Origin of the sequence: Bacillus sp. z60-11 (genome assembly GCF_046464135.1) — a bacterium.
Taxonomy (GTDB): domain Bacteria; phylum Bacillota; class Bacilli; order Bacillales; family Bacillaceae; genus Bacillus; species Bacillus sonorensis_A.
Map to the genome: position 1 here is coordinate 546,807 of NZ_JBIYSN010000002.1, position 24,427 is coordinate 571,233.

32 protein-coding genes, 1 pseudogene and 1 other annotated feature are annotated in these 24,427 nt (G+C 44.1%); of the genes and pseudogenes, 8 read left to right on the forward strand and 25 right to left on the reverse strand.

Annotated features, from left to right (window positions below; translation table 11 throughout):
• Positions 1 to 7: 7 nt before the first annotated feature.
• Together nadC and nadB are read right to left on the reverse strand one after the other, a co-directional pair.
• Complete coding sequence (nadC, locus tag ACINLD_RS09635) at positions 8 to 847, reverse strand: carboxylating nicotinate-nucleotide diphosphorylase (RefSeq protein WP_077736318.1); 840 nt, start codon at positions 845 to 847, stop codon at positions 8 to 10.
• A complete protein-coding gene (gene nadB, locus ACINLD_RS09640; RefSeq protein WP_077736317.1) occupies positions 828 to 2,402 on the reverse strand; it encodes an L-aspartate oxidase in 1,575 nt (524 codons plus the stop codon). The genes nadC and nadB overlap by 20 nt, the downstream gene beginning before the upstream one ends.
• Before the next feature lie 98 nt (positions 2,403 to 2,500).
• Here nadB and ACINLD_RS09645 point away from each other — a divergent pair, with 98 nt between their 5' ends.
• Positions 2,501 to 3,679 carry an IscS subfamily cysteine desulfurase gene (locus tag ACINLD_RS09645; protein ID WP_026588106.1) on the forward strand — a complete coding sequence of 393 codons (1,179 nt, stop codon included), beginning with the start codon at positions 2,501 to 2,503 and terminating at the stop codon, positions 3,677 to 3,679.
• A complete protein-coding gene (locus tag ACINLD_RS09650; protein WP_026588107.1) occupies positions 3,648 to 4,190 on the forward strand; it encodes a transcription repressor NadR in 543 nt (180 codons plus the stop codon). The genes ACINLD_RS09645 and ACINLD_RS09650 overlap by 32 nt, the downstream gene beginning before the upstream one ends.
• A 53-nt stretch (positions 4,191 to 4,243) precedes the next feature.
• Here ACINLD_RS09650 and pheA read toward each other — a convergent pair whose 3' ends face one another.
• From pheA to ACINLD_RS09695, 9 genes are all read right to left on the reverse strand, one after another.
• The gene (gene pheA, locus ACINLD_RS09655) at positions 4,244 to 5,095 is read right to left on the reverse strand and encodes a prephenate dehydratase (RefSeq protein WP_026588108.1); all 852 of its coding nucleotides are present in this window, start codon (positions 5,093 to 5,095) and stop codon (positions 4,244 to 4,246) included.
• A 27-nt stretch (positions 5,096 to 5,122) separates the two neighbouring features.
• Positions 5,123 to 5,566 (reverse strand): ACT domain-containing protein, encoded by a 444-nt coding sequence (locus ACINLD_RS09660; protein WP_026588109.1) that lies wholly within the window; start codon positions 5,564 to 5,566, stop codon positions 5,123 to 5,125.
• Between the two features lie 115 nt (positions 5,567 to 5,681).
• The gene (gene obgE, locus ACINLD_RS09665; RefSeq protein WP_026588110.1) at positions 5,682 to 6,968 is read right to left on the reverse strand and encodes a GTPase ObgE; all 1,287 of its coding nucleotides are present in this window, start codon (positions 6,966 to 6,968) and stop codon (positions 5,682 to 5,684) included.
• A gap of 34 nt (positions 6,969 to 7,002) precedes the next feature.
• Positions 7,003 to 7,572 carry a sporulation initiation phosphotransferase B gene (locus tag ACINLD_RS09670; RefSeq protein WP_026588111.1) on the reverse strand — a complete coding sequence of 190 codons (570 nt, stop codon included), beginning with the start codon at positions 7,570 to 7,572 and terminating at the stop codon, positions 7,003 to 7,005.
• A gap of 234 nt (positions 7,573 to 7,806) precedes the next feature.
• Positions 7,807 to 8,088 (reverse strand): 50S ribosomal protein L27, encoded by a 282-nt coding sequence (gene rpmA / locus ACINLD_RS09675; protein ID WP_026588112.1) that lies wholly within the window; start codon positions 8,086 to 8,088, stop codon positions 7,807 to 7,809.
• Positions 8,089 to 8,101: 13 nt separating this feature from the next.
• Positions 8,102 to 8,443: a ribosomal-processing cysteine protease Prp gene (locus ACINLD_RS09680; protein ID WP_026588113.1), complete on the reverse strand. Its 342-nt coding sequence runs from the start codon at positions 8,441 to 8,443 to the stop codon at positions 8,102 to 8,104.
• A 12-nt stretch (positions 8,444 to 8,455) separates the two neighbouring features.
• Entirely contained in the window at positions 8,456 to 8,764 is a 309-nt protein-coding gene (gene rplU, locus ACINLD_RS09685; RefSeq protein WP_006637846.1) for a 50S ribosomal protein L21, read from the reverse strand.
• Between the two features lie 12 nt (positions 8,765 to 8,776).
• Positions 8,777 to 8,852 (reverse strand) — a sequence feature (ribosomal protein L21 leader region).
• 77 nt (positions 8,853 to 8,929) lie between these two features.
• Positions 8,930 to 9,796, reverse strand: a complete 867-nt coding sequence (locus ACINLD_RS09690; RefSeq protein WP_077736315.1) for a M50 family metallopeptidase — start codon at positions 9,794 to 9,796, stop codon at positions 8,930 to 8,932.
• Complete coding sequence (locus ACINLD_RS09695; protein WP_026588115.1) at positions 9,789 to 10,583, reverse strand: M23 family metallopeptidase; 795 nt, start codon at positions 10,581 to 10,583, stop codon at positions 9,789 to 9,791. The genes ACINLD_RS09690 and ACINLD_RS09695 overlap by 8 nt, the downstream gene beginning before the upstream one ends.
• Before the next feature lie 149 nt (positions 10,584 to 10,732).
• Between ACINLD_RS09695 and ACINLD_RS09700 the strand changes: the two genes are divergently transcribed.
• Together ACINLD_RS09700 and ACINLD_RS09705 are read left to right on the forward strand one after the other, a co-directional pair.
• The gene (locus ACINLD_RS09700; RefSeq protein ID WP_026588116.1) at positions 10,733 to 11,170 is read left to right on the forward strand and encodes an SRPBCC family protein; all 438 of its coding nucleotides are present in this window, start codon (positions 10,733 to 10,735) and stop codon (positions 11,168 to 11,170) included.
• On the forward strand, positions 11,170 to 11,508 hold the full coding sequence (locus ACINLD_RS09705; RefSeq protein ID WP_077736314.1) for an ArsR/SmtB family transcription factor: 339 nt from the start codon (positions 11,170 to 11,172) through the stop codon (positions 11,506 to 11,508). The genes ACINLD_RS09700 and ACINLD_RS09705 overlap by 1 nt, the downstream gene beginning before the upstream one ends.
• Positions 11,509 to 11,545: 37 nt before the next feature.
• On the opposite strand, the gene minD is transcribed toward ACINLD_RS09705, so the two are convergent.
• From minD to radC, 6 genes and pseudogenes are all read right to left on the reverse strand, one after another.
• On the reverse strand, positions 11,546 to 12,352 hold the full coding sequence (gene minD, locus ACINLD_RS09710; protein ID WP_026588118.1) for a septum site-determining protein MinD: 807 nt from the start codon (positions 12,350 to 12,352) through the stop codon (positions 11,546 to 11,548).
• 2 nt (positions 12,353 to 12,354) lie between these two features.
• Positions 12,355 to 13,035 carry a septum site-determining protein MinC gene (gene minC, locus ACINLD_RS09715; RefSeq protein WP_026588119.1) on the reverse strand — a complete coding sequence of 227 codons (681 nt, stop codon included), beginning with the start codon at positions 13,033 to 13,035 and terminating at the stop codon, positions 12,355 to 12,357.
• Between the two features lie 54 nt (positions 13,036 to 13,089).
• On the reverse strand, positions 13,090 to 13,608 hold the full coding sequence (gene mreD / locus ACINLD_RS09720; RefSeq protein ID WP_026588120.1) for a rod shape-determining protein MreD: 519 nt from the start codon (positions 13,606 to 13,608) through the stop codon (positions 13,090 to 13,092).
• Positions 13,605 to 14,513, reverse strand: coding sequence for a rod shape-determining protein MreC (gene mreC, locus ACINLD_RS09725; protein WP_026588121.1), 909 nt, complete (start codon positions 14,511 to 14,513; stop codon positions 13,605 to 13,607). Before mreC ends, mreD begins: the two co-directional genes overlap by 4 nt.
• A 30-nt stretch (positions 14,514 to 14,543) precedes the next feature.
• The gene (locus ACINLD_RS09730) at positions 14,544 to 15,554 is read right to left on the reverse strand and encodes a rod shape-determining protein (RefSeq protein WP_026588122.1); all 1,011 of its coding nucleotides are present in this window, start codon (positions 15,552 to 15,554) and stop codon (positions 14,544 to 14,546) included.
• Positions 15,555 to 15,641: 87 nt separating this feature from the next.
• Positions 15,642 to 15,944, reverse strand: a pseudogene (gene radC, locus ACINLD_RS09735) (RadC family protein); the annotation flags it as partial.
• A 212-nt stretch (positions 15,945 to 16,156) separates the two neighbouring features.
• On the opposite strand from radC, the gene ACINLD_RS09740 reads away from it, so the two are divergent.
• Both ACINLD_RS09740 and ACINLD_RS09745 read left to right on the forward strand, forming a co-directional pair.
• A complete protein-coding gene (locus ACINLD_RS09740; RefSeq protein WP_075213856.1) occupies positions 16,157 to 16,768 on the forward strand; it encodes a hypothetical protein in 612 nt (203 codons plus the stop codon).
• A 94-nt stretch (positions 16,769 to 16,862) separates the two neighbouring features.
• Positions 16,863 to 17,231 (forward strand): YolD-like family protein, encoded by a 369-nt coding sequence (locus ACINLD_RS09745; RefSeq protein ID WP_081320875.1) that lies wholly within the window; start codon positions 16,863 to 16,865, stop codon positions 17,229 to 17,231.
• 199 nt (positions 17,232 to 17,430) lie between these two features.
• Here ACINLD_RS09745 and ACINLD_RS09750 read toward each other — a convergent pair whose 3' ends face one another.
• Both ACINLD_RS09750 and ACINLD_RS09755 read right to left on the reverse strand, forming a co-directional pair.
• On the reverse strand, positions 17,431 to 17,967 hold the full coding sequence (locus ACINLD_RS09750) for a hypothetical protein (protein ID WP_410206979.1): 537 nt from the start codon (positions 17,965 to 17,967) through the stop codon (positions 17,431 to 17,433).
• Between the two features lie 18 nt (positions 17,968 to 17,985).
• Complete coding sequence (locus ACINLD_RS09755; protein ID WP_059232102.1) at positions 17,986 to 18,672, reverse strand: DUF3800 domain-containing protein; 687 nt, start codon at positions 18,670 to 18,672, stop codon at positions 17,986 to 17,988.
• A 266-nt stretch (positions 18,673 to 18,938) separates the two neighbouring features.
• Between ACINLD_RS09755 and ACINLD_RS09760 the strand changes: the two genes are divergently transcribed.
• Both ACINLD_RS09760 and ACINLD_RS09765 read left to right on the forward strand, forming a co-directional pair.
• Positions 18,939 to 20,555: a ribonuclease YeeF family protein gene (locus ACINLD_RS09760; protein ID WP_161517778.1), complete on the forward strand. Its 1,617-nt coding sequence runs from the start codon at positions 18,939 to 18,941 to the stop codon at positions 20,553 to 20,555.
• Positions 20,556 to 20,565: 10 nt separating this feature from the next.
• The gene (locus ACINLD_RS09765) at positions 20,566 to 20,847 is read left to right on the forward strand and encodes a hypothetical protein (protein ID WP_059231662.1); all 282 of its coding nucleotides are present in this window, start codon (positions 20,566 to 20,568) and stop codon (positions 20,845 to 20,847) included.
• 101 nt (positions 20,848 to 20,948) lie between these two features.
• Here the strand turns inward: ACINLD_RS09765 and ACINLD_RS09770 are convergent, their stop codons facing one another.
• From ACINLD_RS09770 to ACINLD_RS09795, 6 genes are all read right to left on the reverse strand, one after another.
• On the reverse strand, positions 20,949 to 21,902 hold the full coding sequence (locus ACINLD_RS09770) for a glycoside hydrolase family 25 protein (RefSeq protein ID WP_059231663.1): 954 nt from the start codon (positions 21,900 to 21,902) through the stop codon (positions 20,949 to 20,951).
• Between the two features lie 47 nt (positions 21,903 to 21,949).
• Entirely contained in the window at positions 21,950 to 22,213 is a 264-nt protein-coding gene (locus tag ACINLD_RS09775) for a phage holin (RefSeq protein WP_003185319.1), read from the reverse strand.
• 15 nt (positions 22,214 to 22,228) lie between these two features.
• Positions 22,229 to 22,498: a hemolysin XhlA family protein gene (locus tag ACINLD_RS09780; RefSeq protein WP_059231665.1), complete on the reverse strand. Its 270-nt coding sequence runs from the start codon at positions 22,496 to 22,498 to the stop codon at positions 22,229 to 22,231.
• A 61-nt stretch (positions 22,499 to 22,559) separates the two neighbouring features.
• Positions 22,560 to 22,742 (reverse strand): XkdX family protein, encoded by a 183-nt coding sequence (locus ACINLD_RS09785; RefSeq protein ID WP_059231667.1) that lies wholly within the window; start codon positions 22,740 to 22,742, stop codon positions 22,560 to 22,562.
• A complete protein-coding gene (locus ACINLD_RS09790; protein ID WP_059231669.1) occupies positions 22,742 to 23,062 on the reverse strand; it encodes a hypothetical protein in 321 nt (106 codons plus the stop codon). Before ACINLD_RS09790 ends, ACINLD_RS09785 begins: the two co-directional genes overlap by 1 nt.
• Before the next feature lie 12 nt (positions 23,063 to 23,074).
• Positions 23,075 to 24,424: a phage baseplate upper protein gene (locus ACINLD_RS09795; protein ID WP_059231671.1), complete on the reverse strand. Its 1,350-nt coding sequence runs from the start codon at positions 24,422 to 24,424 to the stop codon at positions 23,075 to 23,077.
• Positions 24,425 to 24,427 lie beyond the last annotated feature (3 nt).

Genomic DNA, 24,427 nt, shown 5'->3' on the forward strand with positions numbered 1-24,427 from the left:
ATCCCGTTTATTTTTTCAGATCAACATTCATGCTGAAATCCAGACTTTTCGCCGAGTGTGTCAAATAGCCCAGCGATATATAATGCACCCCTGTTCCCCTGTAAGAAGGGAGATTTTCATATGTGATGCCGCCGGAAGCTTCCGTTATGATTCCGGCAGGCGTCATTTCCGCAAATGCTTTTACCGTTTCCGGCGGACAGTTGTCAAACATAATAATATCCGCTCCGGCTTCGATCGCTTCTTTAAGCTCGTTTTCAGATTCGATCTCCACTTCAACTTTCACCATATGTCCGCAGGCTGCCCGCGCTTTTTCGACCGCTTGAGAAATCGAGCCGCAAGCAGCGATATGGTTGTCTTTAATCATGATGCCGCCGTCCAGTCCAAAGCGGTGATTGGCGCCTCCGCCTGTTTGGACAGCGTATTTTTCAAGCATGCGAAGCCCGGGTGTCGTTTTTCGCGTATCACAAATTCTAATGCCTGGGTCATTCAGCTTGATGACAGATTGATTTGTTAATGTGGCAATGCCCGACATTCGTTGGATGAGGTTGAGCACAACCCGTTCACCGGTCAAAAGCGAAGCGGCCGAACCTTTAAGATGGGCGATCACCTCCCCTTTTTCGACCGGTTCTCCATCTTTTTTCAAAAGATCGATGGCTATCGATTCATTGATGAGATGAAAACCTTCCCTTATCACCATTTCCCCTGCAAACAAGCCGCTTTCTTTCGCTGTTATCAAGGCTTCACATTGCTGATTTTCGTCAAAAACAGCCTGGGAGGTGAGGTCTCCCCAGCCGATGTCCTCTTTAAAAAATTCTCCGAGCATTTGTCTAAGCTTGAACTGCTGCATCCTTCACAATCCCTTCATTTTCTATAATCTCGACATCGCCTTTTACATGAATGATTTGTTTCCCTTTCCAGTTTTTATCATCTGCCGCCGGAAAATCTGAGCGGAAATGCCCTCCCCTGCTTTCTGTCCGCAGCAAGGCAGAAGCTGTCATCAGTTTAGCGGTCTGCCATAGATGGGTCAGGGTAAGCTGAGATTTTGTGATTTCTTTCACATTTACCGTTTGAACAGGCAGCTGCTCAAGCCGATCTTTCACCTTCCGCAGTTCATCTGCCTTACGCACGATGGAGACGTGATCTGTCATCCATTTTTGAATGTCTTTTACATCACACAAAGGTACGGTAAATGTGATGTCTTCAGGTAAAGGTGCTTTTCCGCAGGCAAAGACCGCCTGCTTCCGGCTTTTGATCCGCTCTGCCGCTCTTTGACCAAACACAATACATTCCAGCAGGGAATTGCTTGCCAGCCGGTTGGCCCCGTGAAAACCCGTACAAGCGGCTTCTCCGATGACAAAAAGGTTTGGCACAGACGTTTCTCCCCACCTATCGACAGAGACGCCACCCATTAAAAAATGCATGCCCGGTGAGACCGGAATCCGTCCGTTTTCAATGGGAACCCCCGCCTCCTCACAAATCGAAGTCACCGTTGGAAAACGCCACCGGAAATCCGGAATATGACGGATATCCAAAAATACGCGGCTTCCATCCGCTAATGTTTCATGAATCGTTCTTGAGACAACATCCCTCGGCGCCAAGTCCTTTAAGGGATGAACACCGTCCATCACCTGCCGCCCGCTTTCATCTGTCAAAACGGCTCCTTCCCCGCGCACAGCCTCAGAGACAAGCCCGTGCGCCCGCCCGTTTTTCACAAGCAGTGTGGGGTGAAATTGAACGAACTCCAAATCAGCCAGCTCGGCACCCGCCCGATATGCGAGAGAAAGTCCGTCGCTTGTCACTGAGCGGTTATTCGTATGCACTTGAAAAAGATGCCCGCATCCTCCCGTCGCCAACACCACATAGTCGGCTTTTCTGAGAACGGCCTTTCCGCTGCTGTCTTTTGTCCAGACGCCTCGACAGCGGCCGTCTTCAATCCACAAGTCCGCTGCGGTTTCGTATTCTTTCAGGGTGACATGACCGCCGAGCTGTCTGATTAAATGACGGATCAGCATCCGCCCCGTCGCATCTCCGCCGGCATGCAAAATCCGGTTCACCGAATGTGCGCCTTCTTTTCCGAGACGGAGCCTTCCCTTTTCATCTGTATCAAAAGGGAAATTCTGCTTGATTAGCTCCGCGATAAGCCGCTGTCCGTCTCTAATGGTATCATTGACTGTTTCAATGTGATTGTGGCCGCAGCCGGCGTATAATGTGTCTTCCGCATGTGCAGATCCTGAGTCATACGGTAATGTGGATGAAGCAATCCCCCCCTGTGCGAGTGTTGAATTGCTGTCACTGACCGACTCTTTTGTCACCACCATCACTTCATATGACGGCGGCATCGCCGCAGCAAAAGACAGAGCAGCCGCACCTGCCCCGACAACAATGATCGTCTGATGAGACATGATGACTCCTCCTGTAAATTTACATGTGTCTTGACACCTATATTTACATATCGATACAATAAACTCAAGTATTTTTTAAAGAATGGGAGACTTGAGTTGTGATTTATCTTGATTATGCAGCGACAACACCGATGTCAAAGGATGCTCTGCAAGCGTTCGAAAAACTGAGCACTCATCTTTACGGCAATTCAAGCAGCCTGCACGATGCCGGAGGAAAGGCGGACAGCATATTACGACACTGCCGAAACAGACTGGCGGCATTGATTTCAGGTGAACCTGAAGGTGTTTATTTTACAAGCGGCGGCACCGAATCTAATTTTTTGGCGATCCACTCGATTTTGAACGGACTCCCTGCCGATAAACGGCATTTCCTGATGACAGAAATGGAACATCAATCGATCCATATTTTAAAACGGCATCTTGACATGCTTGGATTTGAGGTGAGCTTGGTGAAGCCAAATGCCGCCGGGATCATCACCATCGACATCCTAAAACAGCATCTGCGGCCGGATACAGGTCTTGTTTCCATCCAGCACGCGAATTCCGAAACAGGCGTCATCCAGCCGCTGGCTGAGCTCTCTTCCTATTTGCATGACCGCGGTGTGCTTTTGCATAGCGACTGTGTTCAGACATTTGGCAAAATCCCTGTTCATGCTGCTCAGCTTGGAATCGATGCATTGTCTGTGTCAAGTCATAAAGTATACGGCCCTAAAGGAACGGGAGCGGTCTATATCCGGCCCGGTGTGAATTGGAAGCCGGTCTATCCCGGTACATTACATGAGAATGGTTTTCGAAGCGGCACAGTCAATGTTCCCGCCATCGGGGCTTTTATCACGGCTGCTGAAGAAACAGCCGGCAAAATGAATGCTGTTTTTGAGAAGCAACAGATGCTGCGGAGCCATTTTTTGCGGGGAGCAAAAGAACGGAGCCTGCCGCTTTCCCTTGCCGTTCCCGAATCGGCCGACTCAGAGGTGCTTCCGCATATTCTGGGTTGTTTTTTTCATTCCTTTGAAGGACAATATGTTATGTTGGAATGTAATCGGCGCGGAATCTGCATATCAACCGGAAGCGCATGTTCTGCCGGCTATCATGAGCCGTCAAACACGATGAACGCCCTTCAGGTTCCGAGGGAGCTGGCGCTTCAATTCATCCGGATTTCCTTCGGATGTGACACAACCAAGGAACACATTGCGAAACTGTTGAATGTATTGACAGATATGAATCATGAGAAAGGAGACCAACGGATTGACAGACGGATTAAAACTTATGGGAACTGAGCGGCGCAACAAGCTGCTTGCCTGGCTTAAGGCATCGGAGGCTCCGTTAACGGGAAGCGAGCTCGCCAAAAAAGCTTCTGTTTCCCGACAGGTCATCGTACAAGACATTTCGTTGTTAAAAGCGAAGAATGAACCGATTATTGCAACAAGCCAAGGGTATATGTACCTGCGCTCCGCAGCCGGAGAAAAACAGCCGGTGCAGCGGATCATCGCCTGTGATCACCGCCCTGAAAAAACAGAAGAAGAGTTGAACTTGATCGTTGATTTTGGCGTCTCAGTCAAGGATGTCACAATTGAACATCCGGTCTACGGCGATTTGACGGCATCCATCAGGGTGAGCACGAGAAAAGAAGTCTCAGACTTTGTCAAAAAAATATCCTCCACAAATGCCGCTTACTTGTCACAGCTGACAAACGGCATCCATCTCCACACATTGGAGGCGAATGAAGAGGAAAAAATCGATCAGGCTTGCGAGGCCCTCAAAAAAGCGGGTATCCTCATTTCCGAATAAGACAGGAAACAAAACAAGGTCCTTTGCCCGTAGGCAAAGGACCTTGTCTATTCTCATAACTGATATGCATTGTAAGCCCCGAGCATTTTCACTTTGCATCCCAAAGCCTCAAGCTCAGCTATGGCGCCCGGAATCAGGACGTCGTCTAAAGCCATTTCGATATCTATGATAAAGAAATAATTTCCAAGTCCGGTTTTCGTCGGACGGGATTCAATTTTGGAAAGATTCAAATTTCTCCACGCAAAAGCTGATAGTACTTGATGGAGCGCCCCTGATCTGTCTGAAGGCAGGGTCACCATAAGCGTTGTTTTCGGCCTTGGCTTAAGCTCTGGATTGACTTGAATGGAAGCGTGCGGATCGGGATTGAGCATCACAAACCTTGTATGGTTATATTCATAATCATGGATATCCCGTTTCACGATTTCCAATTGATAGGTTTCAGCAGCCATTTCATTGGCGATCACCCCGATGTTTTCCTCCGGATGTTCATTCACATATTTTGCCGCTGCTCCTGTAGATGTTGCATATTCAAACGGAATAGCATCAAACCGGCTGTGCAAAAATTTATGGCATTGTGCAATCGCATGAGAATGGGAATAAACCTTTTGAATATCCTCCCACGTCTCTTTTCTTGAAGGATGCACAAGCAGATGCTGGCGGATCGGCGCGGTGATTTCCCCGACAATGTAAAGAGGCTGTTCATGAATTAAGTAATCGATTGTCAGATTCACCGAACCTTCGATCGCGTTTTCCAGCGGGACAACAGCCAGATCGATGTCACCGTTCATGGCTGCATCCATACAGGCTGGTATTGTGCGGAATGCCTGCTGTTTAGCTCCCGCAAAACAGGAGCAAACAGCAAGGTGTGTAAATGTTGCTTCTGGACCTAAATAACCAACTTTCATACTCATGATAGATAACATTCTCTCCCTTTAAGCGCCCGAACCGAGTATTTCGACCTTTTCCACGAATTCCAGCTTTCTTAATTTGTTCATCAGCAAATCAACATTTTCATCCATTCCCCTCGTGCTGATGGACAATGTGACATTGGCTCTTCCCTGAAGGGGAATGGTCTGGTGAATCGACAGCACATTGCAGCCTGATTCGGCGACAACCTGAAGCAGATGGGACAGTGTCCCCGAACGGTCTTCCAAATGAAAAAAAAGCGTGATGATCTGTTCTTTAACCATTGTATAAAAGGGAAAGACGGCATCTCTGTACTTGTAAAAAGCGCTTCTGCTCAGATCAACCTTTTGAACCGCTTCAGCAACAGATTCGGCCTTCTTCCTTTCAATCAGCTTTTTCACTTCAAGTGTTTTCCTCATTGCCTCCGGCAGCACGTCTTCCCTGACAAGATAAAAGGTCTCCTCTTTCACTGGTCCTTCTCTCCTTTAAAAACCGGTTTCCATAATCAATCGATCGATTTGAAAGGAAAAACGCTTCCTTTCATCTAAAATTCGGAGAGCCTGCCGGGCAAACTCTCCGAGTCGATCAGTCGATAAATTCAAATTCAAACTCAAGCAGGCGGATCGTATCCCCATCCTTGGCGCCGCGCGCCCGTAACGCGTCATCAACTCCCATACCGCGAAGCTGTCTGGCAAAGCGCTTAACAGACTCGTCTCTTGAGAAATCCGTCATTTTGAACAAGCGCTCCAGCTTGGCGCCGCTCAAAACAAAGGTGCCGTCAGGATCACGGGTGATCTCAAACGGTGCTTCTTCCTCTTCAAGCTTATACACGACCTTGTTTTCGGCCAGTTCCTCTTCGTCATAAAGCGGGAACTCCGGCGTTGTTTCCAAACGGTTGGCAATCTCAAACAGCAGATCTCTTAAGCCTTGTCTTGTGACTGCACTGATCGGAAAAACAGGATGGTCGTCAGTCAGCTTTTCTTGAAAAGCCTTCAGGTTGTCTTCCGCTTCCGGCATGTCCATTTTGTTGGCGACGATAATCTGCGGACGTTCGGTCAGCCTTAAATTATACTGCTCAAGCTCCTTATTGATGGTCATGTAGTCCTCGTAAGGATCGCGGCCTTCAAGACCCGACATGTCAATGACATGGACGATGACGCGCGTTCTCTCAACGTGCCTCAAGAATTGGTGGCCGAGGCCCACTCCTTCATGCGCCCCTTCGATCAGTCCCGGAAGATCGGCCATCACAAAGCTCCGTCCGTCCTCTGTTTCTACCATGCCGAGGTTCGGGGCAAGCGTTGTAAAGTGATAGTCGGCGATCTTTGGCTTCGCTGAAGAAACGACGGACAAGAGGGTCGATTTTCCCACGCTAGGGAAACCGACAAGCCCGACATCGGCTAAAACTTTCAACTCCAGTACAATATAGCGCTCTGTGCCTGGTTCGCCGTTTTCAGACAGCTGCGGCGCCGGATTTGCCGGTGTCGCAAAACGGGTGTTGCCTCGTCCGCCGCGCCCGCCTTTTGCGATGACCGCTTCCTGTCCATGCTCGGTTAAATCGGCGAGAACCTGCTTTGTGTCATCATCGATGACAACGGTGCCCGGCGGTACTTTCACCACCATATCATCGGCATTTCTGCCATGCTGATTTTTTGACATGCCGTGCTCTCCGCGGTCCGCTTTAAAATGTCTTTGATACCTGAAATCCATCAGCGTGCTGAGACCTTCGTCGACTTTAAACACGACGTCTCCGCCTTTACCGCCGTCTCCGCCCGCAGGCCCCCCTTTAGGGACATATTTTTCGCGGCGGAAAGCAACCATTCCGTTGCCTCCGTCCCCGCCTTTAACATATACTTTTACCTGATCAACAAACATAACGTCCTCCGTTCTATTCCTAAAAAACCGCGCTTTACCGAATATGAATTTCTGCTATGCAATCCCGGTCCGATATATCAAACCGTTTGATGATATAATCATCGGCATGTGAATCGTGAAACCCTTTGAAATCGGCCAGCCGCGTCAACATACCGTGAAAATCGAGATAGATGACGAGCGGCCCGTCCGTCTGCAATGTGACCGACAGATGATTGTCGCCGCCCTTCATAGCGGAATCGTCAAAAATCCGGAACAGCTTTCTGACGAGAACGACCAGCTTTTCTTCATAGGCAGACAAATCCCTGACTTCACCGATCACCTCATATTCAAGCGTCAGCGAATGAGCCTTCCAGTTAAATGTGAGCAGCTCATAAGCAAAGCGCGGTATTTTAAGATTTGAAAGCTTTGATTCATGCTGAGCTTCTATGACCACTTCCTCGATGATTTCAAAGACGCGGTCATATTTCTTTAATGTTAGATTTCCTTTAATCAATTGCAGTTTATTCATCCAGTCGTGTCTTGAATGGCTGAGCAAGTGAATCAGCTCATGTGTCAAAGCCTTATCATCCGTATTATTTTCATGTTTTTTCGACATTTCTTCCATTTTGGCACTCCCAATCGTTAGTTCTCTCTTTTAGGAGTCTGATTCAGTTTGTACTTTGAATTATAACAGAGAAGACAGTATAAATGAAACACGTTTATATACTTAACGAAGCAGAATCGGCGCGGAATCCCCGGCGCTTTGGCGTCCGCCGGGCGGGTGTTTTCACGATTCAAAAGGGAAATTTTCACACTATGTAAAAAACTCCGGTCAGAACGACCGGAGTTTCGTTTAAAGTTAGGCTACAGGATATACGCTCACTTTTTTGCGGTCACGGCCGAAACGTTCGAATTTAACCGTTCCGTCGACTTTCGCAAATAGAGTGTCATCTCCGCCGCGGCCCACGTTTTCACCTGGGTAAATTTTCGTTCCGCGTTGACGGTAAAGGATTGAACCGCCTGTTACGAATTGACCGTCGGCACGTTTAGCACCAAGGCGCTTCGCCTCAGAGTCACGTCCGTTCTTTGTAGAACCTACTCCTTTTTTAGAAGCGAAAAACTGAAGATCTAGTCTTAGCATGGTAGCTCACCTCCTATTTGTTTTTCGTCGTTACTTTTAAGTAACCTTTGTAATCCCGTTCGATCGTTTCAAGGGAAACGACCATGCCTTCAAGAAGCAGCTGGGCTTTTTTCAAAGCCTCCTGATCCGCGTCATCCGGGAATTTGAAGGATAAAAATCCTCCGTCTCCCCCGAGGTCGACAACCGGTTCAATGCCTGTCAGCTTCATGACCGCATTCACCGCTCCAAAGGCGACAGCCGATGCTCCCGCACAAACGAGATCCTGTCCATGTTCAGCAAAATTCGCATGACCCGACATTTCAAAAGACTGAATGCTTTTGTTCGATCGGGATCTTGTAATCGTTGCTTGAATCATATCTGACACGCCTTAAGCGTTGATTTTTTCAATGACAACTTTAGTGTAAGGCTGACGATGACCTTGTTTTTTATGTTGGTTTTTCTTCGGCTTGTACTTAAATACGGTAATCTTTTTAGCGCGGCCTTGTTTTTCAACTTTGCCTGTCACCGTAGCACCTTCAACCGTCGGGTTGCCAACTTTCACGTTTTCACCGCCGACAAACAATACGTTGTCAAAAGTAACTGTTTCGCCGGCTTCAGCAGCAAGCTTTTCAACGTATACAGTTTGACCTTCTTCAACTTTGATTTGTTTTCCGCCTGTTTGAATAATTGCGTACATCTCTGCACCTCCTAATAAACTAAGACTCGCCAATCACAGGGGGCTTTGAAAAGCGCTTAACACCTGTGCTGAGCGGTTGTAGCACGGGTGCTACATCCATAACATTAAAAACTATATCAAAGAATAGTCCCAATGTCAATGTCTTTTAGGATCGATGCGAGATCGTCAGTAGACAAGCAAGAGCTCTTCCATCGAACATGTCGTCCGTTTATCGGCGAAATAAGCGTGCAGAACTTCGTTTTCATCCAGCTGGCTCAGCTGGTCGCCGTCTTTCTCAATGATGATGGGGTGTTTGCAGCCCCTTTTGAACCTGAGCATGACCTCATAGACATTTTCATCGGCGCGGGCGGTGATCGGCGACAGCCGGCGCACTTCCCGCTCTTTCCCATAGTAGCGTTCAAGCAAAAAACGGATATGTGCATAATGCCGGTTTCGGTATTCCTTATATAAAGACACAGCCAAAAATAAAAGCAGCACCCAGGCGCTCAGCTGAAACGGGGAGATGAGTAAAATGACAGCGAATAAAGTCGCACAGCAAAAACAAGACGCCAACAAGTTCAGCCGCTGTGCTTTTTGATATGGAGCGTATTTGGAAAACAACAAAAACAGCAGTTTTCCCCCGTCAAGCGGCCAGATGGGAAAGAGATTAATCAGGAGGATCGTCATGTTGTAAAATGTAAATATCTCAAACATGTGAGGGCTGATCCACGAAGCGTTCGCCAAAAGCCAAGCTGCAAATTGAAGCCAAATATGCTGCAGCGGGCCCGCCGCAATGACGGCGAGCTCTTCTTTTAACGGTCTGTTGCCGTGTTCGTCAACTTCTAAAGTTCCTCCAAAGGGCAGCAAAAAAATGCCTTTCATTCTCCATGAAAAATAAACGGCGGCTGCGGCATGGCCAAGCTCGTGGATGAAAATAATGATCATTAAACATAGCAGTGCTTTAATATGCCCGGTCATCAAGCCGAGCGCCGTCACAAACCACAAGAGCGGATGAATATGAAGCTTTGTGACGAGCTCTGTCCATTTACTCAAATGTAATCACCTGGATCGGATCGACAAATTCGTCTCCCTTTTTTATCGCAAAGTAATAGACGCCTTTATCATCTTTATTCTGTTCAATCGTTCCGAGCTTCGCTCCTTTGTCAACAAAGTCATATAAGGCGACATCCGCTTTTTTCAGCTGCCCGTAATACGTATAGCTGTTATCCGCGTGCTGCATGACAACGGTCAGGCCGGTATCAGGGTTTTTGTCCACTTCAATAACATAACCCTCTTTCATGCTCCTGATGGCTTCTTCTTCTGTTTCCACCTTAATCCCCTGTCCGGAAAATTTCTCCTGAACCTTTCCCATAGCAGGCGTAGCCAAATCTTTGTTGACCTCTACTTGTCCGGCCTTTTTGCTGCTTTTTGGCTGAAACAGGGCGAGCGGATGTCCGAATTTCGCCTCATACCAATCTTTTAAAGCCGCAAACTGAAACTCTTCGGTGAACACCTGTCCGATTGCCGGTTTGATCTGTTTTAAAGGTTCGAAATGTCCTTTGTAGGCGATAGCGGATACAAGAACGAGGCATGCCGCCAGAAGGCATTTGATGATTAGCGCATCGGCTTTGACGAGCGGATGTTTACCGTTTATCAAAAGCGAATTTCCTTGTGGGGCAGAGGATTCTCCGTTGGTTTCATCGTCGGCAAAGGCTGGCCAGAGAGGCGGCTGCCTGGTCTCATCTTTTTTATGTTCCGGTCGCCCCAGCGGTTTTCCCGGTGTTTTTTTCTTGCGTTTTCTCGCGATTCTTTTACGAATCTCATCTGCTCTGTGGCTCATCACCCTCATCCTTTACATTCAGGTTGGTTTGTACCATTCATATGCCTTGTCCACGGCAGTTATGACGACAACATTGACATAAAACCATAAGGTGTTATATCATACAAAATGAAACCTTTTGGTTTTATTTTATGAATGGAGGTCGGATCATGAAGGAAAACAATCAAGGCAAAGTGCCTGATATACATAAAAAAGCCGTATTTCAAGCGCCGATACAAAAGGTGTGGGAAGCTGTAGCCACAAGTGAAGGGATTGCAGACTGGTTTATGCCAAACGATTTCCGGCCGGAAGTCGGCCATGAATTTACCCTGCAGTCGCCGTTCGGGCCTTCCCCGTGCAAAGTGATTGAACTTGAAGCGCCGCACCGCCTTTCTTTCACCTGGGATACCTCAGGCTGGGTCGTGTCATTTGAACTGAAAGAGACACCGGATGGCAATACGGAATTTACCTTGATACACTCAGGATGGGGAGATCCGGAAGAAACGGTTGTGAAAGCGGGAGACAAGCAAACGGATGTCCGCAACAGAATGAACGGCGGCTGGGAAAACATCGTCAATCAAAAGCTTCGTCAGGCAGTTGAAAACTAGTGTCGACACCTGCACAAAAACACGATGTATTTCAAGCCGTTTCCGACCCTACCCGCAGAAAGCTGATGAAGCTTCTTGCCGATCAGGAATTGCCGATTACTGATATCAGCAGTCATTTTCCGATCACCAGGACCGCCGTCAGCAAGCATCTGCGGATTTTAGCCGAGGCTCGGCTTGTCAGCGGACGCAAAGTCGGCCGGGAAAAGCTGTACAAGCTGCAGCCCGAGCCGCTTAGCGAATTGCAGGAATGGCTCGCTTATTTCGACCGCTACTGGGACAACAAACTTTCAATGCTGAAATATAAGGTCGAAAACAGCGACAAAAAAGATAATCTATGAAAAAAAGCAATCTCAGACTGATGAGATTGCTTTTTTGCTAGGCGCGCACACCGAAAAACGATTTAATTTTAGCAAATACGCCTTTACTCTCTTCTTCAAATGACTGTAAAGGCACGGATTCGCCCAACACGCGGCGGGCGATGTTCCGGTATGCGATGGAAGCTTTATTATTCGGGTCCATGACAACGGGCTCTCCATTGTTAGACGCTTTAATGACTTGGTCGTCATCCGCGACAATGCCGATCAGTTCGATCGACAAGTGCTGGATCACTTCGTCGACATCCAATGTATCGCCGTTTTTCATTAAATGGTTGCGGATGCGATTGACAATCAGCCGCGGCGGTTCAATATTTTCTTCTTTTTCAAGAAGACCGATGATCCGATCGGCATCACGAACCGCGGATATTTCCGGCGTAGTCACGACAATCGCCTTGTCCGCGCCTGATACTGCATTTTTATATCCTTGCTCAATCCCCGCCGGACAATCGATGATGATGTAATCAAAGTCCTGTTTCAGCTGTGTGATCAGTTGGATCATCTGTTCAGGCAAAACAGCCGATTTATCGCTAGTCTGCGCCGCCGGCAGCAGGTAAAGCAGATCGTCAAAACGTTTATCCTTGACAAGCGCCTGATGGATCTTGCATCTTTCTTCAACAACATCCACCAGATCGTATATGATTCTATTTTCAAGGCCCATGACGACATCCAGATTGCGCAGGCCGATATCTGTATCAACAAGACAGACCCGCTTCCCTAAAATGGCCAAGGCGGTGCCCAGATTGGCGGATGTCGTCGTTTTTCCTACTCCGCCCTTCCCCGAGGTTATTACGATAGCTTCACCCAATTTTACATTCCTCCCTCAAGCCTTGTTAAACTAGGTCTTAAATGAGCTAATTGTTGAAGGCGGTCAATGACCATATTCTCGTTTTCATCTAAATAAGCACATTCCATGTCGTTCCCTTCTTGGATGTGGTCTGGGGAGCGATTGAGCACATGATTGATACGCAATTGCGTCGGTCTCATGTCCGAAGCCGCAATAACAGCTCGTGTATTTCCATTAAAGCCGGCATGGGCAATCCCTCTTAATGAGCCGAGAATAAAAATATTCCCTCCGGCCTTCACCATTCCTCCCGGGTTCACATCCCCAATGAGAAGCAAATCGCCTTCCGTTTCCAGCACCTGCCCTGAACGGACAATTTTAGCGACGGAAATGATCTCGCTTTCCGCTTTCAAACGGTTTGCTTCTTTCTTGGTCATCACTTCACTTTCAATGGAGTGGATAAACAGGTTTTGTTTCTCAGTGATCACTTCGGTTAGCAGTTCTTCTTGTTCCTTTGTGACATAGCGGTAGCCGAGCTTAATGAGAACACTGATTTTCTGGCCTTTTCCATCCATATAATGTTCGAGTGACAGCATATCCTGAAGACCGTATAGTAATTCTTCAAAAGAGCATGTGTCATCAAGATGAAGCGTCAGTCCATTTTTCGTTCCTTTAATTGTTACGTATTGCTGCTTTTGGGTCTTCACGGTGTTCACCTCAACATCATACTCATTTCGACATCGGCTCATAAAATCCTTTTTTTACTCTTCCCTAAGCTCTTTCTTAAGACTGGTAAAAAACACTTTAAACGGATAAACGAGCAGCATCGCGACAACAGCGTTCAGCCCAAGCGTAGGCAGAAGCCGTCCTAGCACAAATTGATAAAACGGCATGATTTCCGGACGAATCAGCATCTGCACACCGTATTGGTAAAACTCAAGCACTGAGACGGCGAGCACCGAAATAAAGATGACGACAAACGCGTTCGTCTGCAACACTTTAAATGCTTTTGACGATAAATAGCAAATACCGGCAAAACCGAACATATACACACCTAAAAGGTCTGTATAGTTAATATCATATAACAGTCCGAAAATAAATCCATATGTAATGGCAAAAGGCTGATTAACATAAGCCGTCATAAACACTAAAACAAGCAGCAGAAAACGCGGAATCAGCTGCTGATCTTCCGTCACGAAAGGCAGCCTGATAAAATCCGCATACATGCTGTCAGATACCAAAACAAACATCATGATAACGGGAAGAAGGAAACGTTTCACGAACCTTCCTCCTCATCATCCATCTTGTCGACATCAACCGTATCAAGCGTCCGGTCAACGACAATCACATTGTCAAGATTATACAAATCAGCAGCAGGCTCAACATAAGCGATTTTCGTTAAGCCGTAGGAATCGGGTTCAACCTCTGTCACCTTTCCGATCGTCAAACCTTTCGGAAAAACGCCGCCTGCACCGGAGGTTTCCACCAGATCTCCTTTTTTCACTTCCCTTTCCGCATCAGGTTCAATAATTTCCATCGAAAGCGCCTTTTTGTCGGAATCATATCCGTTGATGATTCCGTTTACTGTCTTCTTGCCTTTCTTTGCGGAGATGACGGTGGAAATTCTGTTGTTTCTGTCAGTAGCACTTAACAGCTGAACAGTGGAAGTGAAGTTGTTCACTTTCGTGCTTTTGATTTTCCCGATCAGGTTTCCGGTTTCATCTGTTACCGCCATATCCTTTTCAACACCGTGTTTTGAACCTTTGTTGATTTTGATCAGGTTCCACCACTCATACTTGTCGGGGTTTCTGGCAATAACCGTAGCCAAAATCGGCGTGTAGTCTTTGATAGACTTCAGATGGCCAAGTTCTTCTCTTAAAGACTTATTTTCATTTTCCAGCTCCTGAAGCTTTGCTTCATACTGTGTTTGGCCGTCCAGCTTCTTCCGCAGGCGTTCATTCTCTTTATACGTGTTTTTCAGGTCCTCTACATTTTCAAAGAAGTCCGCGACAAATTGGGCGGGTGTATGAAAAATGTTTTGGAATACACCAGTTGTATCGCCAATGAATTTTTCGGGCCAAGTTGCATTCCGGTCTTTTTTTAACGAAAATCCAATCATTGCCACTAAAATGATGATACAAAGGAGTAAAAGCATCAACCGTTTATTTGTAAAAAACTGCGGCATGATTATACACCTCTTCTGTTTCCTGTGTCCTTAGTTTTTGCCTTTAAATAGATGGATTTGTTCAAGTGCCTTTCCTGTTCCGATCGCTACACAGTCAAGAGGGTCTTCCGCAATTAAAACCGGCATTTTCGTTTCTTCGCTGATGACTTTGTCCAAATGGCGAAGAAGGGCGCCGCCGCCTGTCAGAACAATTCCGCGGTCCATGATATCAGCCGCAAGCTCAGGAGGTGTTTTTTCGAGCGTGTTTTTCACAGCGTCGACGATTGCAGCCACGGTGTCGCGCAATGCCGTCGTGATTTCTTTTTCGGTGATTTCAATCGTTTTCGGCAGTCCCGTCAAAAGGTCGCGGCCGCGGATTTCCATGCTTTCTCCGTTTTCAGATGCTTCAGCAGAACCGATTTCAAGCTTGATGGCTTCCGCTGTACGGTCACCGATCATCAAGTTATATGTTTTTCTGATATAAGTTATGATTGCATCGTCCATTTCATCTCCGGCAACGCGGATAGACTGGGATGTGACAATTCCGCCGAGGGAGATGATCGCAACTTCTGTCGTTCCTCCGCCGATGTCGACGACCATGCTTCCCGTCGGCTCCCAAACTGGAAGGTTCGCACCGATCGCCGCGGCAAACGGCTCCTCAATCGGGTATGCATCCCTCGCTCCGGCCTGGCGCGTGGCGTCAATGACCGCACGCTGCTCGACGGCTGTTATGCCTGAAGGCACACAGACCATGACATACGGCTTTCTTGCAAACAATCCTTTGTTTTTCACAGCTTTTCCAATATAATGTTTCATCATCGTAGCTGTCGTTTCATAATCAGCGATGACGCCGTCCTTCATCGGGCGGAGTGCCACAACATTGCCAGGAGTCCGTCCGATCATGTTTTTCGCGTCGTTTCCGACTGCAACAATTTGCTTTGTGTCTGTTTGAAGCGCAACGACAGAAGGTTCTCTGACGACAATTCCTTTTCCTTTAACAAAAACAAGCGTATTCGCTGTTCCTAAATCTATTCCAAGGTCTCTCGCACCAATTCCAAACATTTGTATGTATCTTCCTTTCTTAAAACAAAATTCCCAAGCAAAAACCCATAAATTCTATTATAGCTTAATTTAATGAAAAAAAAAGTGTTACAAATATCCTTTTTCTTTTAAGCTCACAAATTTTTGATCGCCGATGACAATGTGGTCGAGCAATTCGATTCCAAGCAGCCGGCCGCACTCATTCAGACGCTTTGTTACATCTATGTCTTCGCGGCTTGGAGCCGGATCTCCGGACGGATGGTTGTGGACGCAGATGAAAGAAGCGGCGGAGCGCTTCAACGCCTCTTTAAACACTTCCCTTGGGTGGACAATCGAAGAATTCAGACTCCCGATAAAAACGGTGCGTCTATGAATGACTTGGTTTTTTGTGTTCAGGTAGAGGCATGTAAAGTAGACATAAACAGCAAAAATTTGATAACCCTAATGTTAGACGGTGTTAATCGGGAGATCGTTTCAGTTTTTTTTCATCTTCTTAAAATGTTCTATAGAAAGTGTAGCATAAATGCTTTGCCCAAGAATACCGATGCCCACATGCTGGAAACCTCCCCTCACTTGTTTTAAAATGTAAATGTTCGTTTTAAAACAAGAGGGGGATTTTTTTTATGAAGAACTTTATTTTTTTATTATCCATTTTTCTTTTATCCTTCACTTTATCCGCGTGCAGCAGTGAAAATACGTCTTCTGAAGAAAAAGAGACAAGAAACGCTGAGAGTGAAGACAATAACATCCAAACAAATAACATTGAGAGTAGCCAAAAAGCATTTAATTTCAGCCTTGAAGAGTTTGCACAGGCATACAATGAAAAAGCTGAGGAAATTGAAAACGATGAAGAAATGAACTCTCCTATGCTCAATCGAATTATTTTTGATGATATTGGGGATTTTGAATATGACGAATATAAAAATATCTATACAAGAGAGCTAATAAGTGAAAGTGATGAATCCGGTAGCAGTTTTACTTTGAATGCATGGTATGATAACGATCAAAATTTCAACGGTTTAAATTTATCCACTTTTGGCTCAGATAATATGGCATCCGATATGGGCCTCTTTAATACACTCGTAGTTTTTCAAATTTTAGGAATTGATATTGGACATCTAAATGACCTTTTAAAAAGCGATCAAGATATGTTGGATATAGAAGATGGGGATTACTCTGTCCATCTGGCCAAACTTCCAGATACAGCAGTAATAATAAAAATCGAACCGAAATAAACCCTTCTCTTAAAGAAGGGTTTTTAAAGGATTATTTTTCTTGTTGAACACAGAACAAACGTTCCTTTATAATCATCTCAAGGAGATGAACACCATGGAAGATGACAACTTAAAAGATCGGGGATCAATCAAATGGACAGCTATGATGCTTCCGGAGCATGTCAACCTGATCCGCGAATTAGAAAGCAGCCAAAACAAAGTGAAAAGGCCGGTTCTTGACATGTCTCAGATCGAAGATATGGAAATGATCATAAGTGAAGCAATGGAGTTTAATAATCCAGTTCAGTTTTCGGTATTTAAGCCGCTGCCAATGCTTAACGGATCGGAAACCGGAGAGATCTTTCAAATAGAGGGCCATATCCATTACATAAATCAGCTGAAGAAAACTTTCCATGTTGTGGATTCAAAAAGAGACACCAATCTCATTAAATTTGAGGATGTTGTTGACATAGAAATTAGGTAAGCACATATGATAAGAGGGCTTCATTTAATACAAATTATTTAAGGTTTTAAACCAAAACAGAATGGGAATACTTTAAATGAATCCCATCCTGGAATTAAATAAGTGGACAATGTTGTACGGTCTGTTGACAACAGATTACTTCTGTAGTAATTTAAATGTAGCTCATCTGCCACGAGTAGAAGGAGTTCCTGAAGACGTCTTAAAAAGGCGTCTTTTGCTTTTCATATTTCTCAAATTTCTTCAGCTTTTTTCTTAACTGATGCTCCCTTTCTAAATAAAAGGAAGTAATTAATAAATTGTAGGTCTCTCTCTCTTCTATTACAATTAAGAACCTTACTTCTGGGAGTAGTAAATGCCATCTAACATAATTTTTCCATTCTTCCGGCCAAACTTTTATGTACTTGTAACAACCTGTATTATAATAATAATGATCAATCATTACTCTAATCCATTCAATTCTTTCGCATCTTCTCAGATCCGGTTCCCTGTCATTAGGGTCTTTCGCTGAGCTTGTATTAACTGAGGTAATATGAAAGAAAGTTTGAATTTTGCCTTCGATTTCTGGATTTCTTCTATATTGAACTTGTTTAGCTAAGAACAATGGTTTAGAATACACAAAATCCCTTAAAAATATCTTATACAAATATTCTTCATATTTTGACCAATTCCCGTTAAAATGACCGAGCTCAATGATTTCAGGTAATAAACTTTTATCAAATTCTTCTGTTGTCTCCAAATTAATCACCCGTTTCTTCTATTGAGGATCCCAAACAAACAAGTTGAATTTTTCAGCAAACAAAGAGGATTTTGTTCTCAGATTAGAGCCACTTTTTCTTTTAATAAGTTCCACTAATCTAAGCTTTGCTTCACTTCCATATAGATCTCTATTTTCATAGCCAATTGCCCCGATAATCAAATCAACCAATTGTAATATTTGGCTTTCTTCAGACCTTATTAACTGAGCTTTTGTTATGTTAACTTGGGAAAAATCATAAATAGACCTACTTAGATACTCTCTAAGTTTATGGATTTTTTTTGCCCCGTTGGTATCTTTAATATCAATGTAAATATGTGTATCAATTTGAGCTATAACAGGTTTAAGCATAAAATAATACATTTTGTAATACCACTCATCATGGGTCTGATCAAAAACCTCGTGATTTAGATTTTTTTTATTTGGGATGACTAGCCCTCTGAAATTCATATCTGAATCTCTAAAAAAATAATCAATTAATTCGGCATAAAATTCATATTTAGCTGGAGAAACCTTAGTCCATTTTATTTCTGCAGATCTGCTTAAACCATGCTTTAATTTTATTGCTTTTATATGATCTGAAGCTATCTTAACACGGTCTCTATGTATTCTTATGGCACCTAGAACCATGGCCTTCTGGTTATCGTTTTCAAGATGACAACTTTCATCACAATATATATTAAACAAGGGCGGACCTCCTGGATTTAGAAAAATGCTTTACTGGTAATTATATCATGGTTTTCCATCTCCGAAAACCAATTAAAATCTTTTAAGCTATTAAAGCCTCTAAAAAATCAAGATCAGATTATCCTCAAAAACAAAAAAAATTTAGGTTTTTAGACCTAATCAATAAGATTCATTTTCATGGATGAACAGGATTTATCACCCAATTGTTTTCCGTATAGTGGTAAAATCTATACTGATTGTAACCAAAAGGATTAGAGGAGAATGCCATGAAGACTCTAGATGTTCAGGCGTTACACAATGCAATTGATCAAACGCTGGAACAATTAAAACAACAATCAGACGAATTTGCTAAAGTCAAAAAAGCCGTTGAGGGCATAACATCACTTGATGATGCTTTAAAAGGAAAAGGCGGCAACGCGATCCGCGCGTTTTATAAGGAATGCCACACCCCTTTTCTACAGTTCTATGATACTTTCATAGAGGAATACAGTTCTACGCTGAAGAAAATGAAAAGCGCACTGAATTCCTTGGAACCCAACCATAACGGATTTATTTCACAGTCCTTTCTTGAACACGAGCTGGAGAATGGCTTAAATGCGGCCGACCGCACAACAAAACATTTGGTTTCTAAGGCCAACGCGACAATCGCAAAAGTCAGCCATATCGTCGATTTACCGGATTTGAATGACAGCGGTTTTCATGAACAGAATCAGAAAGCATTAAAGGAAATCAGCACGACTCTTGAAAAGCTGCATGCGTTTGACCGCGAGCAAACAAACGTGCTCAAAACGGCCGAAAACGACCTTGAGACGATGCAGAGATACATGGCGCGGCTCGAAAAGATGTATACCGGCCCCAAAATTGAAATCACCAGTTATCAAAAAGGTGCGATTTTAAAGCCGGATGAGATGGATAACCTGAGTGGAAATCAAGAAACAGCGATGGGTACCATGTTGAAAAAAGTCGGAGACAAAGAAGATGCCGAAATTAACACTCTCGCCGACCCAGATCGATTAAAAAAATTGGCTACGCAAAAGGTTTCCACCAAAGAGTACACTCAAGAGGAATTGAATAAACTTAAAAAAGATTATAGAGTATTTAACGATACGCTTTACCGGGCATACATAGATGGTGATACAATCGTCAAGATAGAACCCGCCTACACCCTTCCAGAGAATGTGGAAAAAAGCGACTTTGCTAAATATTTCGATACAGCGATGGAATTTACAGGTGTGTATGATGCAGTAAGAGCAGCGTTTGGATACGACCTTGCGACAGGCGAAATCGTTAAAGATAGTGGTGACCGTTTGATGGCCGGATTGAGTGTCACACCTTTCGGAAAGGCATTTAAGTACGGAAAGCGCGGCTTCAAGTTATTTAAAGGTGAAGAAGCGGGAAAGAAAGTTGCGAAGGTAGAGAGAAGTACGAAAAAAGCAGCAAAGGCTAAGGTTCACACTCCCGAAAGTATACGCAAAAATCTCAATGATGATATTTTAGATGTTATGGAGAAAAACGAAGGTCATTTAATTAAAAAGCATCTTGGAAAATCAAATGAAGATTTAATCAAACGGGCTAATAAAGAAGGTGTTGATTCAACAACTTTCACCAACAAAAAAACGGCAACAAAAGCAGCACAACAAGGTATAAGAAAACATGCAAAAGAAATTTCTGAATGGCTTAATAATCCGGATTCAAATCCTAGGTTAGTGATTAATACCAAACACGATTTTGAAATCGGTAAGGGTGTTTCAACAAAAAACCAGGGATCCTCCGCTTCAAAACAAGTAACGTATGGATTAAAGAACTCAAGAATTATTCTTAAAAAAGATAGTTCAATGGAAAATGGATATAAAATTGTGACAGGTTTTCCTGTTGTAAAGTAAGGTGATAAGAATGAGTGAAGAATTCACATTAGATAAATTTAAATATTTTTTGGAATGTTATTTTAATCCTAGTATGGATTACTCTGATATTACAGATTTAGCAGAGGAATACAGAAAAGATGAAAGTGTTTTAAATATAAAGAAGTTCCTTTATGAACTTCTTGAGATAAAAAATAAAGAACAATGGAATGCAGCCAATATTGTAATAAGAGAACATGGAATGAGAAATCTAAATCAAGAGCAAATAAAACAAATGGTTAATTCGCTAATCAGAGTTTTAAACAGAAGTTGATAAGGATTTATCCCCCTTTTTAAGGGGGATTTTTTACTACTTCAATAACGCTTCAAGTTTCGCCTTTGTCTTTGGTCCGTAAATACCATCGGCAAACAGTCTTATTTAACACGGATCTTTTGTCCAGCATAAATCTTGTTTGCATTCTTGATGCCATTCCAATTCTGCAGCGTCTTGATTGATGTGTTGAATCTTTTGGAGATTCCGGATAAAGTATCGCCGGATTTGATTGTGTAATACTGTTTTTTATTCGATGCTGTTGAAGCACTGCTGCTAATCTTTAATTTTTGGCCAACATAAATTTTATTAGGATCTTTAATATTATTCAAACTCTGAAGAGCTTTGACAGTCGTGTTGTATTTCTTCGCGATAACTGAAAGTGCATCCCCTTTTTTAACAGTGTAAACTGTCTCCGTTTTAACTGGCTTTTTGTTTGAAACAGGTTTTACAGTAGCAGCTTTTTCAGTTGTCACGGCTACCTGAGCCCGTAACCCGTCACGATAACAAATATTCATATCAACATTCCCAGAAATACCGGCGACCCTTCCACAATCAGAATACTGCCAGATATCTGCATGACGGCCAAGTGTGTTGTTATAACGAGCAACCCATAATGCAAATGGCTTCAGCTTGGATTCGTCAAGGCAATTCTCAAGGAAAGACTTACCGCTGTATATCATGGCGAAGTAACCAGCTTTTTCAACTTCCCGTAAAAAGGCCACTGCTGCGTCTGTCAAAACTGATTTACTGACATTCCGCTGATTAACTTCAAGATCAAGCACAAGCGGATACGTGAGATGGACCTTATTTGCAACTGACAAAAAGAACCTGGCCTCTGCCAATGCTTCTGACTTGGAACCGAATCTTGCAAAGTGGTAGGCTCCCGTTTTAATCCCCACAGCGTTAGCACCTGAAACATTCGTTTCAAATTTATTGTCCTGTAATGTTGTCCCTTCTGTTGCTTTGATAAAAGCGAATTTAATACCGTCCCCCGCAACTTTCTTCCAATTGATATTACCTTGCCAGTGTGATACGTCGATTCCTTTGATTCCCATTATTAAAATCCTCCTTTAAATTATTAAAAGGCTGCCAGCCGGCAACCTCATTTTGTTAATCCTTTTTGCTTTAAAACTTCTTTTTGCTGCTTACCTTTACCGGTGACATAGTTGTTTTTATACCAAGCGACCAAAGACGTAATGATGGTGAATGCCGCAGAGCCGGCCAAATACAAGGCGTCGGCCAGCGTATTGACCTGGTCCTCGCTGATCGGCAAAGCTGCCTTTCCAAACATAATCAAAGTCTGGTTTACCAATGCAATAAAAAGAAGCACCGTCCGGACGACCGTGCCTTTGTCTAAGTTTTTCATATCGTGTTTTCCTCCTTATTTCTGCAGTAGATTATAAAAAACAGCGATTGCGCCGCCAATAATGCCGGTGCTGACAGCTGTAATGATCGCGCCGGTGATGCTGCGCTTGATCCAAGTTGTGTTTTCCTCGATCTTGTTCAGCTTTTCATTGATAGAAATGATCTGCTGATCATGACGGTCAGTCGTTCTTTCGAGGGAAGTGATCCGCTGATCCTGTGTTTTTTGATCTGCTTTGATCTCTGCGATTTCTTTTTGTAAAACATCATAATCATTCGGTTGTGTCATGTCCTGAAATCCTCCTGTCTCACATCGTTTTCACCTCCTTTGAGGCAAAATAAAAACACCCTTATTGGGCGCTTGTCATTCCTAAATCCACACAGACGGCGGGTTTGTCATAACTCCTTCCCGTTATCTGTTCATACTCTGTCGGGGTGATCCAGTCGATTTTTACATACTCTCGCATCTCATCATCCGTGTAACACCCCCAATCATAGAATTGTTTGATATCTGCAAGCGCGGGATATTTCATTATGCCCCACCCCCTTTTAACGCTTCAACATCGGCCTGAAGGCGTGCAATTTGCAATGAGAGCAAGGCATTTTGTTTTTTCAACAGATCGGTTATGTCTGGCTCAGGCTCCGGAGGCAGCAAGCTTTCAATGTATTCTTTTGTAGCCGTCTCCTTCCACACCTTTTCGTCCGGAAAAAACTTCGGAAGATATAAACCCGGGTCAAATGGAATGTCTGTCCATCCATCCGGAATTTCATAGTTCCCTTGATCATCAGGCTGAATGATATCATTATCAATCAACAAGAACGTCTCTTTGTCATATTTGAAAATATTTTTCATGACTTATCTCTCCTATAGGGGAATAATTTCGTCCAAACCATAAGAAGTTATGTTCTCGGACTTATCAGCGATTTGCCCCTCCAGCCTCATATTTCCGTTTGTTTCGATATACAATTTGGACATCCCTGTTGTACCGAATATAGGAACAAGTCTACTGCGGAGCTGGTCAGGTCTATAAGAAGCTGGTAGCGTCCCAAAAATCACGCCTCTATTGGTGATAATCTCGCCTTTTAAACACAGAAAACTGCCAACCACCGCACACATAACTTTTCTAACCCCATGTTTCGCGCCGTTTTTTAAAGGAACTTCAGTCCAGGCAGGCTTTAGATCATTTGAAGTTGGAATCATGCTAAAGTCTGTCCAACCTAGACTATGATACCAATGACGAATGTAGATTCTCGGGTCCTTCGAATTTCCTGCTGGAAAGAAAACTTGGGCAAACCGATATTGAGTTGATTTCACATTTAAAATACCGCCATATGAACTCGGGTATCCTGTGGCTTCATTAGCTAAAAGCGGAAAAGTTGAGATTCCATCAGGATAATTATCTCCCTCATAAGAAGCATCTTGAAATGCTGAATCATTAATGAGTGTAACCTGCTTTGTCGTTACTTGATGAGGGTTCGACTGATTATTGATATGAGACTTAGCCCGGGACTCCGCCTCATTCCATTTATCCCGCTCCGCTGCCGTGATATGAATATCCGTATTTTTAGCATGAATGTCTGTGTATTCCTTTGCGCTTACTGCCGCTTTGTCAGTGTATTCTTTCGCGCTCGCTTCAGCTTTGTCCGTGTATTCCTTGGCATTCGCTTCAGCCTTATTTGCCTTTTCCGTCGCCCCGTCTTTTGTTTCAATATTTTCAAACTCCGCAAATTTTGCTTTAATCTCATCAAGAGTTTGACTGATCTCCGCCACCGTTTCGTTAATGCCAGACCGGAGCGTTTCAAAATCGTCAATATAGTACTCCGCAACAGGCACGATGTTTTGATCTTCAAGAGTTTTCTCGATGTGGAAGGTAAAAAAGACCGTCGCAAGCGCCTGACCATTCGTATAATAAAGCTTGATTTCGGCCTTAACTTGGCCGTAATGCTTGAGTTCTTCGTCAGACAACACATATTCGGCTTTCCCGTTTACCTTGTCCGTCAGCGTCAGGCTGCGTTTATAAAACGAATCATCCGCATATAGAAGGACAATTTTGGCATCTACGGCCGAAAGGGGCAATGGAACGCCGTCTTTTGTAAAAGAAAAGGACAGCTTTGCGCTGCCCGTATCCTGGGTGAAAAATTGGATATTGGTTGATTGTGCGCTCGATTTCCGCGCGTTTATATCAAGTGATATACCACCTTGTTTATAAATCATCAA

What these genes read in the sequence shown, in the direction of transcription:
- ACINLD_RS09740 (WP_075213856.1), top strand. Translation starts at nt 16,157, where the DNA reads ATGAAGAACTTTATTTTTTTATTATCCATTTTTCTTTTATCCTTCACT.
- pheA (WP_026588108.1), bottom strand. Translation starts at nt 5,095, where the DNA reads ATGAAAGTTGGTTATTTAGGTCCAGAAGCAACATTTACACACCTTGCT.
- ACINLD_RS09780 (WP_059231665.1), bottom strand. Translation starts at nt 22,498, where the DNA reads ATGACACAACCGAATGATTATGATGTTTTACAAAAAGAAATCGCAGAG.
- ACINLD_RS09680 (WP_026588113.1), bottom strand. Translation starts at nt 8,443, where the DNA reads ATGATTCAAGCAACGATTACAAGATCCCGATCGAACAAAAGCATTCAG.
- ACINLD_RS09765 (WP_059231662.1), top strand. Translation starts at nt 20,566, where the DNA reads ATGAGTGAAGAATTCACATTAGATAAATTTAAATATTTTTTGGAATGT.
- ACINLD_RS09790 (WP_059231669.1), bottom strand. Translation starts at nt 23,062, where the DNA reads ATGAAAAATATTTTCAAATATGACAAAGAGACGTTCTTGTTGATTGAT.
- mreC (WP_026588121.1), bottom strand. Translation starts at nt 14,513, where the DNA reads ATGCCGCAGTTTTTTACAAATAAACGGTTGATGCTTTTACTCCTTTGT.
- ACINLD_RS09700 (WP_026588116.1), top strand. Translation starts at nt 10,733, where the DNA reads ATGAAGGAAAACAATCAAGGCAAAGTGCCTGATATACATAAAAAAGCC.
- ACINLD_RS09730 (WP_026588122.1), bottom strand. Translation starts at nt 15,554, where the DNA reads ATGTTTGGAATTGGTGCGAGAGACCTTGGAATAGATTTAGGAACAGCG.
- nadB (WP_077736317.1), bottom strand. Translation starts at nt 2,402, where the DNA reads ATGTCTCATCAGACGATCATTGTTGTCGGGGCAGGTGCGGCTGCTCTG.
- nadC (WP_077736318.1), bottom strand. Translation starts at nt 847, where the DNA reads ATGCAGCAGTTCAAGCTTAGACAAATGCTCGGAGAATTTTTTAAAGAG.
- ACINLD_RS09795 (WP_059231671.1), bottom strand. Translation starts at nt 24,424, where the DNA reads ATGATTTATAAACAAGGTGGTATATCACTTGATATAAACGCGCGGAAA.
- rpmA (WP_026588112.1), bottom strand. Translation starts at nt 8,088, where the DNA reads ATGCTAAGACTAGATCTTCAGTTTTTCGCTTCTAAAAAAGGAGTAGGT.
- ACINLD_RS09760 (WP_161517778.1), top strand. Translation starts at nt 18,939, where the DNA reads ATGAAGACTCTAGATGTTCAGGCGTTACACAATGCAATTGATCAAACG.
- rplU (WP_006637846.1), bottom strand. Translation starts at nt 8,764, where the DNA reads ATGTACGCAATTATTCAAACAGGCGGAAAACAAATCAAAGTTGAAGAA.
- obgE (WP_026588110.1), bottom strand. Translation starts at nt 6,968, where the DNA reads ATGTTTGTTGATCAGGTAAAAGTATATGTTAAAGGCGGGGACGGAGGC.
- ACINLD_RS09775 (WP_003185319.1), bottom strand. Translation starts at nt 22,213, where the DNA reads ATGAAAAACTTAGACAAAGGCACGGTCGTCCGGACGGTGCTTCTTTTT.
- ACINLD_RS09785 (WP_059231667.1), bottom strand. Translation starts at nt 22,742, where the DNA reads ATGAAATATCCCGCGCTTGCAGATATCAAACAATTCTATGATTGGGGG.
- ACINLD_RS09670 (WP_026588111.1), bottom strand. Translation starts at nt 7,572, where the DNA reads ATGGAAGAAATGTCGAAAAAACATGAAAATAATACGGATGATAAGGCT.
- ACINLD_RS09745 (WP_081320875.1), top strand. Translation starts at nt 16,863, where the DNA reads ATGGAAGATGACAACTTAAAAGATCGGGGATCAATCAAATGGACAGCT.
- ACINLD_RS09695 (WP_026588115.1), bottom strand. Translation starts at nt 10,583, where the DNA reads ATGAGCCACAGAGCAGATGAGATTCGTAAAAGAATCGCGAGAAAACGC.
- ACINLD_RS09770 (WP_059231663.1), bottom strand. Translation starts at nt 21,902, where the DNA reads ATGGGAATCAAAGGAATCGACGTATCACACTGGCAAGGTAATATCAAT.